Annotated in this window: 12 protein-coding genes; 7 read left to right on the top strand and 5 right to left on the bottom strand. The window is 65.9% G+C overall.

Features of this window, described 5'->3' with window-relative positions; translation table 11 throughout:
* Positions 1-5 precede the first annotated feature (5 nt).
* Both arfB and QM707_RS13000 read left to right on the top strand, forming a co-directional pair.
* Positions 6-434 carry an alternative ribosome rescue aminoacyl-tRNA hydrolase ArfB gene (arfB, locus tag QM707_RS13005; protein WP_415002303.1) on the top strand — a complete coding sequence of 143 codons (429 nt, stop codon included), beginning with the start codon at positions 6-8 and terminating at the stop codon, positions 432-434.
* Positions 431-1,024 carry a 1-acyl-sn-glycerol-3-phosphate acyltransferase gene (locus QM707_RS13000; protein ID WP_415002302.1) on the top strand — a complete coding sequence of 198 codons (594 nt, stop codon included), beginning with the start codon at positions 431-433 and terminating at the stop codon, positions 1,022-1,024. Before arfB ends, QM707_RS13000 begins: the two co-directional genes overlap by 4 nt.
* Before the next feature lie 9 nt (positions 1,025-1,033).
* Here QM707_RS13000 and QM707_RS12995 read toward each other — a convergent pair whose 3' ends face one another.
* Positions 1,034-1,993 (bottom strand): LysR family transcriptional regulator, encoded by a 960-nt coding sequence (locus QM707_RS12995; RefSeq protein WP_415002301.1) that lies wholly within the window; start codon positions 1,991-1,993, stop codon positions 1,034-1,036.
* A gap of 187 nt (positions 1,994-2,180) precedes the next feature.
* Here QM707_RS12995 and aceB point away from each other — a divergent pair, with 187 nt between their 5' ends.
* The 4 genes from aceB to QM707_RS12975 all read left to right on the top strand — a co-directional run bounded on the left by aceB (position 2,181) and on the right by QM707_RS12975 (position 9,091).
* Positions 2,181-3,809 (top strand): malate synthase A, encoded by a 1,629-nt coding sequence (gene aceB, locus QM707_RS12990; protein ID WP_415002300.1) that lies wholly within the window; start codon positions 2,181-2,183, stop codon positions 3,807-3,809.
* 85 nt (positions 3,810-3,894) lie between these two features.
* On the top strand, positions 3,895-5,199 hold the full coding sequence (gene aceA, locus QM707_RS12985) for an isocitrate lyase (protein WP_415002299.1): 1,305 nt from the start codon (positions 3,895-3,897) through the stop codon (positions 5,197-5,199).
* 109 nt (positions 5,200-5,308) lie between these two features.
* Positions 5,309-6,319, top strand: coding sequence for a diguanylate cyclase domain-containing protein (locus tag QM707_RS12980; protein WP_415002298.1), 1,011 nt, complete (start codon positions 5,309-5,311; stop codon positions 6,317-6,319).
* A gap of 90 nt (positions 6,320-6,409) precedes the next feature.
* The gene (locus QM707_RS12975) at positions 6,410-9,091 is read left to right on the top strand and encodes a putative peptide modification system cyclase (RefSeq protein WP_415002297.1); all 2,682 of its coding nucleotides are present in this window, start codon (positions 6,410-6,412) and stop codon (positions 9,089-9,091) included.
* On the opposite strand, the gene QM707_RS12970 is transcribed toward QM707_RS12975, so the two are convergent.
* On the bottom strand, positions 9,045-9,335 hold the full coding sequence (locus tag QM707_RS12970; RefSeq protein WP_415002296.1) for an NHLP-related RiPP peptide: 291 nt from the start codon (positions 9,333-9,335) through the stop codon (positions 9,045-9,047). The genes QM707_RS12975 and QM707_RS12970 overlap by 47 nt on opposite strands.
* A gap of 125 nt (positions 9,336-9,460) precedes the next feature.
* On the opposite strand from QM707_RS12970, the gene QM707_RS12965 reads away from it, so the two are divergent.
* Entirely contained in the window at positions 9,461-10,624 is a 1,164-nt protein-coding gene (locus QM707_RS12965; RefSeq protein WP_415002295.1) for a putative peptide maturation dehydrogenase, read from the top strand.
* Between the two features lie 6 nt (positions 10,625-10,630).
* Here the strand turns inward: QM707_RS12965 and QM707_RS12960 are convergent, their stop codons facing one another.
* From QM707_RS12960 to ubiK, 3 genes are all read right to left on the bottom strand, one after another.
* Positions 10,631-11,044 carry a GFA family protein gene (locus QM707_RS12960; protein WP_415002294.1) on the bottom strand — a complete coding sequence of 138 codons (414 nt, stop codon included), beginning with the start codon at positions 11,042-11,044 and terminating at the stop codon, positions 10,631-10,633.
* 82 nt (positions 11,045-11,126) lie between these two features.
* A complete protein-coding gene (locus QM707_RS12955) occupies positions 11,127-12,644 on the bottom strand; it encodes a YifB family Mg chelatase-like AAA ATPase (protein WP_415002293.1) in 1,518 nt (505 codons plus the stop codon).
* Positions 12,645-12,659: 15 nt separating this feature from the next.
* Positions 12,660-12,926 (bottom strand): ubiquinone biosynthesis accessory factor UbiK, encoded by a 267-nt coding sequence (gene ubiK / locus QM707_RS12950; RefSeq protein WP_415002292.1) that lies wholly within the window; start codon positions 12,924-12,926, stop codon positions 12,660-12,662.
* Positions 12,927-13,081: the final 155 nt, after the last annotated feature.

Genomic DNA, 13,081 nt, shown 5'->3' with positions numbered 1-13,081 from the left:
TACGCATGCTGCACGTCACGCCATCGCTGATCATCCCTGCGCACGAGCTCGTCGAGCGCTTCGTGCGTTCCGCCGGTCCCGGCGGCCAGAACGTCAACAAGGTATCGACGGCGGTCGAACTGCGCTTCGATGCGGCGACGTCGTCGGCGTTGAGCGAGGCGGTGCGCGAGCGGTTGTTGGCCAAGAGCGATCGACGCATCACCGATGCCGGCGTGATCGTGATCAATGCGCAGCGCTTCCGCACGCAGGAACGCAACCGCGAAGATGCACGCGAACGCCTGGCGGACCTGATCCGCGCCGCGCTCGTCGTGCCGAAGAAACGCGTTGCGACGAAACCGACGCGCGCATCGAAGGAGCGCCGGCTCACCGGCAAGAAGGAGCGTTCGGGCGTCAAGAAAGGGCGTTCGTCTTCCAGCTGGAAAAGCGAGGCATGAGCGCCGTCGTTCCGGAGCTTCCGCCGCAGGCGGCGCGCAGCGGCGGCAATGCGTTCACGCGCTGGATCGGCCGTAGCGTACTGCGCATCGGCGGCTGGAAAGTGACGGGCCAATGGCCCGATCTGGCGAAGATGGTGGTCATCGTCGCGCCGCATTCCTCCATATGGGATGCGATCTGGGGCATCGCTGCGAAAGTCGCGATGGGCGTGGACATCCATTTCATGGCGAAGAAGGAAGCGTTCTGGGGCCCGCTGGGCTGGCTGTTGCGCCGCTTCGGCGGTTTTCCCGTCGACCGTGCCGCGCCGGCGGGCATCGTCGAGCAGGCTGTGGCGAAGATCATCGCGTCCGAGCGCATGTGGTTCGTGCTGGCGCCGGAAGGCACGCGCCGCCGCGTGCAGAAGTGGAAGCCCGGCTTCTGGAAGATCGCGCGCGGCGCTGGCGTACCGGTGTTCTGCGCCTGGTTGAACTATGCGGAGAAGACCATCGGTCTCGGCCCCTTGCTCGAACTCAGCGACGATCTGGAGGCCGACCTGTTGCGCGCGCGCGAACAGTTCCGGCCGTATCGCGGCCGCAATCGCGACGTGTTCTGAGCGCGGCGTTCAGCGATTGGATGGCCCCGAATCGAAATAGTCCTGGCGTTCGAACACGCCGGGCTTGACCAGGTCGGCGAAGGCGCGCGCCTGCGGCGAAAGGAACTTGCCCTTGCGCACGACGACGCCGTAGCTGCGCGGCGGGAAATACTCGCGCAAGTTGCGCACTTCCAGGCGATGGCGATCGGCTTCGGTCAGGCAGATGCCGGTGACGATGGAGATGCCGAGGCCCATCGCGACGTATTGCTTGATGACTTCCCAGCCGCCGACCTCGAGCGCGACGGTGTAGGGCACGCGGCGCTGCTGGAACACGAGATCGACCAGGCGCCAGGTCGTCAGGCGTTTCGGCGGCAGGATCAGGCCGTGCGGCGACAGATCTTCCAGCCGCAGCGGCTGCTTGCGCGAGAGGGGGTGGTCCTTGGCCATGATCAGCATCGGGTCGAAGGAATACACCGGCGCATAGCTCAGATCGCTGGGCACATCGAGCATGGAACCGACCGCGAGGTCGACGGTGTCGCTGCGCAATAGGGCCAGGCCGTCCTTTCCGGTGACGTTGTGCAGCACCAACTGCACCTCCGGATGCGCTTCGCGGTAGGCCTGCACCAGGGGCGGCAGCAAGTAGAGGATGGTCGAGCTGCCGGCGGCCACGTGCAGTTCGCCGCCTTGCAGGCCTTTCAGTCGGCTGCGGAACTCGCCTTCCAGCCCATCCAAGCCCTCGATCAGCGGCCGGGCCAACTCGTAGAGCACGCCGCCTTCCCGGGTCAGCGACAGGCGCCGGCCGATGCGCTCGAACAGGGCCACCCCCAGATCGCGCTCCAGGGCCTGCAATTGCAGGGTCACCGCCGGCTGGCTCAGGAACAGGGCTTCGGCCGCGCGCGATACGGAGCCCAGGCGGGCCGCCTGGCAAAAGGCCTTCAGGGGCTTGAGCCGATCGCCCTTGTAGTAGAAACGTGCTGGTCGATCGGCCATGGGTTCGCCTGCGGTGGGTCGCCTCTGTTGCAGGCCCGGGCTTGCAGCAGGCAAGCCGGCAGGGGGGCCGTGATTAGAACAAACGCTCCTGCCTAAGCAGTTGATCGGATTGTTTATATTGATTGTTAATACAATCTATTCAAATATTTGTTTTGTCAAATAAAACCACAGGAACTACGGTCGAACCATGAACTCCACGCCACTCCCGTCCGACGCCGCCCATGCCTCCGGCCTGCGCCTGACCGCGCCGCCGATGGCCGGCCAGGAAGACCTGCTGACTCCCGAGGCCCTGCGTTTCCTGGCCGAATTGCATCGCCGCTTCGAGCCGGTGCGCCGGCAGCGCCTGGCCGCCCGCCGCGAGCGCCAGGCCCGATTCGATGCCGGCGAGCTGCCGGATTTCCGTCCCGACACCCGGGCGATTCGCGAGGGCGACTGGCGGGTGGCCGAACTTCCGGCGGCGTTGCTGGACCGGCGGGTCGAGATCACCGGGCCGGTCGAGCCGAAGATGGTCATCAATGCGCTGAACTCGGGCGCGAATTGCTACATGGCCGACTTCGAGGATTCGACGGCGCCGACCTGGATCAATCTGCTGACCGGACAGCGCGCATTGCGCAAGGCGGTCGCCGGTTCGCTGGATTGGATGGCGCCGGACGGCAGCAAGCATTACGTCCTGAAGACCGATGGCCTCGCCGTGCTGATGGTGCGTCCGCGCGGCTGGCACCTCGACGAGAAGCATGTGTCGGTCGACGGCGAAAACATGTCCGGTTCCCTGTTCGACCTGGGCCTGTTCGCGTTCCACAACGCGAATGCGCTCGCGGCGCGCGATCTCGGCCCGTACTTCTACCTGCCCAAGATGCAGTGCATGGAGGAGGCCGCGCTGTGGGACGAGGCGCTGGCTTTCATCGAAGTGCGCCTCGGCTTGCCGATCGGCCAGATGAAGGCGACGGTGTTGATCGAGACGCTGCCGGCCGTGTTCGAGATGGACGAGATCCTGCACGCGCTGCGCGGCCGGATCGCCGGCCTGAACTGCGGGCGCTGGGACTATGTCTTCTCCTACCTGAAGACCTTCCGCCGGCATCGCGATCGCGTCTTGCCCGAGCGTGGCCAGGTCACGATGACGCAGCCTTTCCTGAAGGCCTATTCCGAGCTGCTGATCCGCACCTGCCATCGTCGTGGCGCGCATGCGATGGGCGGCATGGCGGCGCAGATCCCGATCAGCGGCGACACGGAGGCCAACGAGCGCGCGCTCGACCGCGTGCGTGCCGACAAATTGCGTGAAGTCACGGCCGGTCACGACGGGACGTGGGTCGCGCACCCGGCATTGATACCTCTGGCGAAGGACATCTTCGACGCGCATATGCCGGGGCCGAACCAGCGCGACGTGTTGCGCGAGGATGCGATCGCCGATCGCGACACCCTGATCCGCCCCAGCGTCGGCACGATCACCCGCGCCGGTTTCGACGGCAACGTGGAAGTCTGCGTGCGTTATCTCGCCGCTTGGCTGGATGGGCAGGGATGCGTGCCCATCCATTGGCTGATGGAAGACGCCGCGACGGCGGAAATCTGCCGCGCCCAGCTCTGGCAGTGGATGCACTACGCCGACGATGGCCGCGAGCCGCTGCACCTCGACGATGGCACGCCGGTGGACATGTCCCTGTTCGATCGCGCCCTGATGTCGTTGCCGTCGAAGCTCGCCGACCGCATGCGCCTGCCGGGCGGCGCGAAGATCAACGATGCGATCGCCCTGCTCGACCAGTTGACGCATGCCGACGAACTGGCCGACTTCCTGACGGAAGCCGCTTATGAGCGCTTGTAGTCGAGCATCGGCTCCCTAACCCCCACCCCGGCCCTTCCCGAACATCGGGCAGGGAAACAAGCAGCAATCCACCAAGGAAAACGCCATGAGTAAGACCCTCCCCAGCGCCGAACAACTGAAGAACGAGTGGGCGACCGATCCGCGTTGGGCGGGCATTTCGCGCGGCTACAGTGCCGAGGAAGTCGTGCGCCTGCGCGGCACCGTCGCCATCGATCACTCCATCGCGCGCCTCGGTGCCGAAAAGTTGTGGAAGTCTCTGGGTGAGAAGCCCTTCGTCAACGCGCTCGGCGCACTGACCGGCAACCAGGCCATGCAGCAGGTCAAGGCCGGGCTGAATGCGATCTATCTTTCCGGCTGGCAGGTCGCCGCCGATGCCAACCTCGCCGGCGAGATGTATCCGGACCAGTCGCTGTATCCGGCCAACTCGGTGCCGCAGGTCGTCAAGCGCATCAACAACTGCCTGCTGCGCGCCGATCAACTGCATCATGCCGAAGGCAACGACAGCATCGACTGGCTGCAGCCGATCGTGGCCGATGCCGAGGCCGGTTTCGGCGGCGTGCTCAATGCTTTCGAGCTGATGAAGTCGATGATCGAGGCGGGCGCCGCCGGCGTGCATTTCGAAGACCAGCTGGCCTCGGTGAAGAAATGCGGCCACATGGGTGGCAAAGTGCTCGTGCCGACGCAGGAAGCGGTGCAGAAGCTGATTGCCGCGCGCCTGGCCGCCGACGTGATGGGCGTGCCCACGCTGATCGTGGCGCGCACCGACGCCGAGGCCGCCGACCTCCTGACTTCCGACATCGACGACAACGACAAGCCCTTCGTCACCGGCGAACGCACCGTCGAAGGTTTCTACAAGACGCGCAATGGCCTGGACCAGGCGATCAGCCGCGGCCTGGCATACGCGCCTTGGGCCGACCTGGTCTGGTGCGAAACCGGCAAACCCGATCTGGAGTTCGCCCGCAAGTTCGCCGAAGCCATCCATGCGAAGTACCCGGGCAAGTTGCTGGCCTACAACTGCTCGCCGAGCTTCAACTGGAAGAAGAACCTCGACGACGCGACGATCGCGAAGTTCCAGAAGGAAATCGCTTCCTACGGCTACAAGTTCCAGTTCATCACCCTGGCCGGCTTCCATGCCCTGAACTATTCGATGTTCAAGCTTGCGCATGGCTACGCGCGTCAGCAGATGAGCGCGTTCGTGGAACTGCAGGAGGCGGAATTCGCCGCCGCCGAACTGGGCTTCACCGCCGTCAAGCACCAGCGCGAGGTCGGTACCGGCTACTTCGATTCGGTCACCCAGGCGATTCAGGGCGGTCAGAGTTCGACCACGGCATTGAAGGGCTCCACCGAAGAAGAGCAGTTCCACGGCGACGCCGAGGTCAAGGCGGCCTGACCGAAAGACAAGGGCCGGCTTGTCCGGCCCTTGTGCGAATTCGCACTCTGGTAGCTGGTGGGCGGGCGAAGTTTCGTTACACTCCACCTTCCCAGCCAGTGAGCGCAGCGTGGCCGCCGCCGACCTGTTTTCGCAAAGCCAGACCCTGCGCAGCGGCGATGCCCGGCTGCCGGCCGTCCTGACGCCCGAAGAACAGCGCGTGCTCACCAGCGTGGCGGTAAGTCGCGCTGTCTTGCCCGGTGAAGAGCTTTTCCTGCGCGGCGACGCCGCCCGCAGCATGTATCTGATCGATACCGGCGAAGTGCGCTTGAGCTTCGACGACGGGCTGGCCGACAAGCTGCTGGGACCGGGGCAGTACTTCGGCGAGCTGGCGGTGTTCATTGGGCAGCACCAGCGGTCGGCGCGCGCCGTGGTCGAGACGCCGGGCGTGCTTTACGAGGTCAGTCACGAGGCCTTCGAGCGCCTGTTCCAAGCCGAGCCGGCGATCGTGGCGCGCTTCATGCAACACAGCTTCGCCTACCTCGTCGCCGGCGAGCACCAACTGGTGCAAAGCTTGCGCCGCCGCAACGAAGACCTGATGCAGACGCTGGATTCCCTGCGGCAGACGCGCAGCGAATTGTCGGTGGCGCAGCAGCTGGTGCGCAGCGACGATCTGACCGGCCTGGCGAATCGCCGGGGACTGTATCGTTACCTCGACGACAGCAGCCGCTTCCCGATGGCGGGGCAGACGATGGCTCTGCTGCTGATCGATATCGACCATTTCAAGAAGATCAACGACCGCTGCGGCCATCTGGCGGGCGATGCAGCCTTGCGCGCGGTTGCCGAAGAAGTGCGGCGCCTGTCCGGACCGATGGAATTGCCTTGCCGCCTCGGCGGGGACGAGTTCGCGGTGGTGTTGCGCGTCGCCGACGACGGCGAACTGGCCAACCGCGCGCTCGGCCTGATGGCGGCGATCAATGCGTTGCGCCTGCCCAGCCTGCGCGACCACCGCCTCAGCGTCAGCGTCGGGGGCGCATTCTGCTCCGATCCCGGCGGCTGGTCCGCTTGGTACAGCAGTGCTGACACCGCGCTTTACGAGGCCAAGGCTCAGGGCGGCGGTGCGTGGCGCCTGCGACGCTGAGTCGACCGAACCCCTGTTCTTGCGTGGCCTGCCGCAGGCCTTTGCTGCGTTGCAGCCAATGATGATGCCGCCCACGTGCACGACGAGCCGATGAACGCCATGCCCCGCCAAGCCGATTCCGGCAACGGTGCCGTCGTCACGCCTGTGCTGCGGACTTTGGTGATGGCCGACCTCGCGGATTCGACCGCGTTGATCGAGCGCCTGGGCGATGTGGCGGCGGCGGCGATGATGCAACGGCTCGACCTGCATGTCCGCGACCTGCTGGCTTTCACCGGCGGTCGCCTGATCGACAAGGCCGATGGCCTGCTGGCCCTGTTCGAGCGACCGGTGCAGGCGGTGGATTTCGCCTTGCGCTACCAGCGATCGCTCGCCGATGTGGCGCGGCAGGAGAACCTGAACCTGCAGGCGCGGGTCGGCATCCATGTCGGCGAGGTGATGACCTGGGAAAACCCGCCGCAGGCCGTGGCGGCGGGTGCCAAGCCGCTCGAAGTGGAGGGATTGGCCAAGCCGGTGGCGGCGCGCCTTATGTCCTTGGCCATGCCGGGGCAGATCCTGTTGTCGGGCATGGCGCAGACCCTGGCGCAACGTGCGCAGGCCGAACTGGGCGAGCGCTCGCAAAAGCTGCGCTGGCTCGTGCATGGCCGGTATCGCTTCAAGGGCGTCCCGGCGCCGATGGTGGTGCATGAGGTCGGGGAGACGGGTGTCGCGCCGCTGAGGCAGCCGCCATCCGGCGCGAAGGCCTGGCGCGAAGTGCCGCTCTGGCGTCGCCCGCCGGTACTGGCGGCCGAAGCGATCCTGGTTTGCGGGCTGATCGGCGGCTCCCTCTATTCGGTGTTCAAGAGCCCGCCGGCGATCGCGTTCCATGAGCGCGACTGGGTCGTGGTCGGCGACATGAGCAACTTCACCGCCGATCCGCGCCTTGAGCAGTCGCTGGACACGGCGCTTCGCATCAGTCTTGAGCAATCGCGCCATGTGAACCTGGTGCCGGAGTTGAAGGTACAGGCCGCGTTGCAACGCATGGGTCGCGATGGTCAGACCACGATAGACCGCGCCGTCGGTAGCGAGATCGCGCTGCGCGAAGGCGCGCGCGCGCTGTTGTTGCCGTCGGTGGCGGAAGTCGGTGGTCGGCTGCGCGTGAACATCGAAGTGGTCGATCCGGCCACGCAAGTTACCGTTTATGCCGAGTCGGCCGAAGGGCGCGGCGTCGAATCGACGCTTTCATCACTCGACACCGTCAACACCGAGCTGCGCGAGCGCCTCGGCGAGTCGATGAACGACATCCAGGCCAGCGGCAAGCCGTTGGCGCAGGTCACGACGGCGAATCTCGATGCTTTGCGTCTATACACGCTGGCCAACGAGGCGGCGCGCAAGTCGCGCTTGACCGAGGCGATGCGCTTGCTGGACTTGGCCCTCGAGAAGGACCCGGCGTTCGCGATGGCCTATTCGGGTCGTGCCCAGATCTATCTGCGCGGGAGCGACAACGGCAAGGCACGGGAAAACTACGAGATCGCCTTAAAACATCGTTCGCGCTTGTCCACCCGCGAAGCGATGCAGCTCGATGCCAATCTGGCATCGCTCGGACCGCCGGAGCCGGCGGTCGAGCAATGGCTGACCTTCGCTCGCTCTTACCCCGACGCCTACGTGGCTTACCTGCGCGCTGCGCAGGTCGAGATCTATTTCCTGCAACGCTACGAAAAGGCCTTGCAAACCCTGCAGCCGGCCATCAACGCGCAGAACCCTGCGATGGCTTCGGTCATGTACAACGTCGGCATGAGCCACCTGGGCCTGGGCCATTACGAGGAGGCCAGATCGGCCTTCGGCAAGTACGAGAGCCTCGGTGGGCGCGGGTTCAATCGCGACTATGCCGATGTCTACGCCGCGCAACGACGCTTCGCCGAAGCGACGCGGGTACTCAAGAAGCAGGAGCGCAGCGGCGCCAGTGGCCTGGATCTCGATATGCGCCTGCCGGAAGTGACCTACGCGCTCGACCAGGGGCGCTGGGATCAGGGCATGAAGGCGCTCGATGCGCTCGAGTCGGAAGCGGCCGCATCGGCGCCGTTGATGGCGCGGGTGTATCGCGGCACGCGCCTGGGTCTGCAGTCTTACGAGAAGGGCAATGGCGTTGCGCTGCCGGGACTCGGCGCTTTTGTCGACGAAGAGCTGCGCCATGCCAACGACAAGGACAATGCGGATATCGTGCACGCGCACGTAGCGGCCCTGTACGGTGCGGTGCTCGCGGCCAGACATGGGGATGGTGCGCTGGCGATGCGCGTCCTTGATGCGATCGGCCAGTCGGGCGAGCGCCTGGCCTATCCGGCCATCGCCGACCTGACCTACGTGGTCAAGGCCGAGCTCGCGCTCAACGCGGGCGATGTGCCGCGCGCGGTCGCGCTAATGAAGGGGCGCGTCAACGGAAGTGAGCTGGCGCTGGTGCATTCGTCGCTGCTGCGCGCCTACTTGCGCGGCAGCGACGAAGAGAAGGCCTTGCAGGAAGCCGAATGGCTGGCCAAGCAGCGTGGACGATCCTATGTGGAATGGAACAGCCAGTTCATGCTGCAGCCCATCAACGTCGTGGAAACCGACCTCGCCTTGCTTCATGCGGCCGAGATCGCTGCGAGTCAGGGGCAACCCGAAGTCGCCGAGCGCTGGCTGGCGAACTTCACGAAGGCTTGGCCGAGCGCGCCGGGCTTTGCCGCCAAGCGCGCGGGCCGCTTGAAGGACGCGATCAGCGCGTCGCGCAGAGGTCGAAGCTCGCCTGCGGCAGCGCGCTAGTCAGGAAGCCGCGCAGTTTCTCCCGTCCGGCGCGGATCTGCTCCTTGCTCGCCAAGCCATTGAGGTTGTAGCAGCAGAGCACCGGATCGGAACCTTTGACGTCGCGCGTGTTGTCGGGTGTTTCGTGCCCGACCTGGCGTAGCGCGGCGCGCGGGTTCTTTTGGAACAGCTCGCGGAAATCGTCGTCGCTGGACAGTTTGTCGAGCAGCTTGTCGGCGACATCGGGCGAAAAACCATTAGCCATGAGGATTCCCCTGTAACCCCGGATGGAGGTGAGGGCAGGCTAACGGCTGTCCCAGTCGAACGCAACAGCGCCGCTAACCTCTATCCTGTAGGAACCGTCCGAACCGATCCTGTGTGGCCATGCGATTGAAACGCCCCAGACTGCTTTACTTCCAGTTGCGCGAGCATCCGCGGTTTTCGTTGGAAGACCTCGTCGGGGGCGGTGCGGGCGTGGTATCCGAGGACGAATGGTTGGCGATGGCTCCGCACCTTGGCGAGGAGATTGTCATCGCCGCCGAGGATCTGGCGATCTTCTCCGCCGTCGACAGCGAAGCGGTGCAGGCATCGGAGCTCGAGGCCAAGTTCGGTGCAGCGCGCATCAGGCGACTGGTATCGACGGGACTGCTGATCGGGGACCATGACGAACACGCTTCACTCCGACGGTCGGAAGCGGACTTGCAGCAGGACGGATGGTGGGGCATCGCGACCTTGGTGCAGCGTCTGGGACGCTGGCAAGGCGTGGATATCGCCGAGGACGAGGCGCGCGAAGGCAAGCGCACCTTGCGGCGCATGGTCGAGGACAATGGCATGCCGCCGCCTGAAACGGTGGCGATGCGGCCGCGCGAGACATGGCGCGACTTGCCTGTTCCGCGCAAGACCGCGCTGGACGAGTTGCTGGAAAGGCGCGCGACCTGCAGGAACTTCGACCCGTCGTTCGACCTGCCACTAGAAGACCTCAGTGCGCTGATGCATCGTGTCTTCGGCGCGCAGGCCGCGCAGGAGCTTGCGCCCGGCATCGTCGCGCTGAAGAAGAACAGCCCATCCGGCGGCGGCTTGCATCCGATCGAGTCCTATCTGCTCGTGCAACGGGTGCATGGCCTCGCCCCGGGCTTGTACCACTATCAACCCGTCGCTCATGCCCTGGAGCCGATGCGCCTGCCGCCGACGGACGAGCTGGCCGCGATGGCGCACGAACTGGTCGCCGGCCAGCATTGGTTCGCGAACGCGCCGGTGCTAGTGCTGATGGCGGCGCGTTTCCGTCGCAACTACTGGAAATACCGCAACCACAGCAAGGCCTGGAAAGTAATCCAGCTCGATGCCGGGCATCTGTCGCAGAACCTGTATCTCACGGCGACCGAGCAGGGATACGGCGCTTTCGTCACCGGCGCGATCAACGACGAATGCGCCGAGCGGCTATTCGAGATCGATGGCATCACCACCGGCGCCATCGTCGTCGGCGGTTTCGGCCGCCGTACTGCGGATCAGGCGACGACCGAGTTCGATCCTTTGGGAAAATCGTCGCGCGGCTGACGATCTTCAGTCGACCTCGGGTGCGGGCTTGCGCGGCAAGCCATCGCTCTCGTCCAGCACGACCCAGTCGACGTGCGTATCCCAGAACACGTGCGCCTGCGGCAGGCGATCGACCGGTCCATCGAAGTTGGCCAGCGTCGCATGCAGCTCGCCGCGCCAGCGTTCGGAACGGAAGAACAAGGTCGAGCCGCAGCGCGAGCAGAAACCGCGCTGCGCGCCGGCCGAAGATTCGTACCAGCGCAGACGGGAGTCCGGGTCGTCGATCCGGCACTGCGTTTCGTCCAATCCGACCCAGGTGACGAAGGCCGAACCGCTGTTGCGTTGGCACATCGTGCAATGGCAATGCGCCACCCAGCGACTGGGCAGGCTCGCGGCGAAGCGGACGTCGCCGCAAAGACAGCGGCCATGGGCAGCGTTCATGGGCAGGGGATCGGCGCGGAGCGAGGTTCTGCCGATCTTACCGAACACCGGGTGCCGCGCGTTCGCAAAACCGCGCGAGCGCCTAGGCGCCAAGCCCCTGACCACGGTCCAGTTGCCGATAGCCGATGGCTTCGGTCAGCTGCGAGGTGCCGATGTTCGGATGGCCTTCCAGGTCGGCGATGCTGCGGGCGACGCGCAGGATGCGATGGGTCGCGCGCGCCGACAGTTGCAAGCCGTCCATCGCACGCTCAAGCAGGCGTTGGTCGCCGTCGGACAAGGCGCAATATTTCTCAAGGTCGCCTTGATCCAGCAGGGCATTGGTCTTGCCGGCGCGTCGCAGCTGGCGTTCGCGGGCTGCCAGGACCCGCTGGCGTACGATCGCGGTGGTCTCGCCACGGGGTGCGTCGGAGCGCAGCTCGTGCGCCGCCAGACGCGGTACGCCGACATGTAGGTCGATGCGGTCGAGCAGAGGGCCGGACAGGCGGGCGCGATAGCGTTGCACGGTTTCTCCCGGGCAACGGCAGCGTCCCGAAGGATCGCCGGCCCAACCGCAGGGGCAGGGATTCATCGCGGCGACGAGCTGGAAGCGCGCAGGAAACTCGGCGGCGCGCGCCGCTCTCGAAATCGTCACCACGCCCGATTCCAGCGGTTCGCGCAGCACTTCGAGCGAACGCCGGTCCCATTCGGCCAATTCGTCGAGGAACAGCACGCCATTGTGCGCCAGCGAGATTTCGCCGGGACGAGGCTCGGCGCCGCCGCCTACGAGCGCCGCCGGACTGGCCGAATGGTGCGGCGAACGGAATGAACGCAGCCGCCAACGCGAAAGGTCGATGCCGCGACCGCTGCAAGACGCGATGGCCGCGCTCTCCAGCGCTTCGGCTTCGCTGGCATCGGGAAGCAGGCCGGGCAGGCGCGAGGCGAGCAGGGTCTTGCCGCAGCCGGGACTGCCGATCAGCAACAGGTGATGTTGCCCGCAGGCGGCGATCTCCAGTGCGCGTCGCGCCTGCAGTTGGCCGCGCACGTCGGCGAGATCGGGATAGGCGAGCGGAGCGGCCGTGCCCGTTTCCGGCAATACCTGCGGCAACGATTTCACGCCGTTGATATGCGCGACGACTTCAAGCAGCGTGCGCGCGGTATAGACCTCGGCTTCGCCAGCGAGCGCCGCCTCGATGCCATTGTCGACCGGCACGATCAGCGCGCGGCCCGAACGCGCCGCCGCCAATGCGGCAGGCAACACGCCATCGACGCGGCGAAGTTCGCCGGTCAGGGCGAGTTCGCCGAGCAATTCGTACCTGGACAGCGCGTCCAGGCTGACGTCGCCCTGCGCCGCCAGGATGCCGATGGCGATGGGTAGGTCGAAGCGGCTCCCGTCTTTCGGCAAGTCCGCCGGCGCGAGATTGATGACGATGCGCCGTTGCGGCATTTCCAGTTGCGAACACTGGATCGCGGCGCGCACGCGATCGCGGCTCTCGCGCACGGCCGCTTCCGGAAGGCCGACCACCTGTACCGCAGGCAGGCCCGGCGAAAGATAGGCTTCGACCCGGACTTCCGGCGCGTGCACGCCCGTCCGGGCGCGGCTGTGGGCCAGCGCCAGACTCATTGCGGTGGATCGCGATCAGTGCTTTTCGGGCGGAGGCGAAGCTAGCCTGGCTTCCAGCACTTCTACCGCGCGCTCGAGCGCATCGATCTTTTCGCGCGTGCGCAACAGCACGGCACGCTGCACTTCGAACTCCTCGCGCGTCACCAGGTCGAGCTTGGCGAGCCCGGCCTGCAGCGTGGCCTTCATGTTCTGTTGAAGGTCGTCGCGCGCGTCCTTCAAACCCGGCGGTACGAGTTCGCTGAGTCGGCGTGCGAGGTCATCGATGGCCTTGAGGTCGATCATGGATTCGTCTCCGGAAGGTCGTGGCCAGCATGCCCGTGCAGGGATTCCGACGCTGTCGGGGGCTGGCGCGTCCGCAAGTGGGACTTTTCCGACGGCCGCATCGCCGAAGCGTGGGGGCATTAATAGACCATGGCGGCGGCGAGCTTTCAATCGCG

It is taken from the genome of Arenimonas sp., assembly GCF_047602345.1.
Lineage (GTDB): Bacteria > Pseudomonadota > Gammaproteobacteria > Xanthomonadales > Xanthomonadaceae > Arenimonas.
Note: the sequence above shows the minus strand (reverse complement) of the source record. Positions and strands in the feature narration are given on the sequence as shown.

Coding starts and splice junctions, on each gene's coding strand:
- arfB (WP_415002303.1), top strand. CDS start 6: ATGCTGCACGTCACGCCATCGCTGATCATCCCTGCGCACGAGCTCGTC.
- QM707_RS13000 (WP_415002302.1), top strand. CDS start 431: ATGAGCGCCGTCGTTCCGGAGCTTCCGCCGCAGGCGGCGCGCAGCGGC.
- QM707_RS12995 (WP_415002301.1), bottom strand. CDS start 1,993: ATGGCCGATCGACCAGCACGTTTCTACTACAAGGGCGATCGGCTCAAG.
- aceB (WP_415002300.1), top strand. CDS start 2,181: ATGAACTCCACGCCACTCCCGTCCGACGCCGCCCATGCCTCCGGCCTG.
- aceA (WP_415002299.1), top strand. CDS start 3,895: ATGAGTAAGACCCTCCCCAGCGCCGAACAACTGAAGAACGAGTGGGCG.
- QM707_RS12975 (WP_415002297.1), top strand. CDS start 6,410: ATGAACGCCATGCCCCGCCAAGCCGATTCCGGCAACGGTGCCGTCGTC.
- QM707_RS12970 (WP_415002296.1), bottom strand. CDS start 9,335: ATGGCTAATGGTTTTTCGCCCGATGTCGCCGACAAGCTGCTCGACAAA.
- QM707_RS12960 (WP_415002294.1), bottom strand. CDS start 11,044: ATGAACGCTGCCCATGGCCGCTGTCTTTGCGGCGACGTCCGCTTCGCC.
- QM707_RS12955 (WP_415002293.1), bottom strand. CDS start 12,644: ATGAGTCTGGCGCTGGCCCACAGCCGCGCCCGGACGGGCGTGCACGCG.
- ubiK (WP_415002292.1), bottom strand. CDS start 12,926: ATGATCGACCTCAAGGCCATCGATGACCTCGCACGCCGACTCAGCGAA.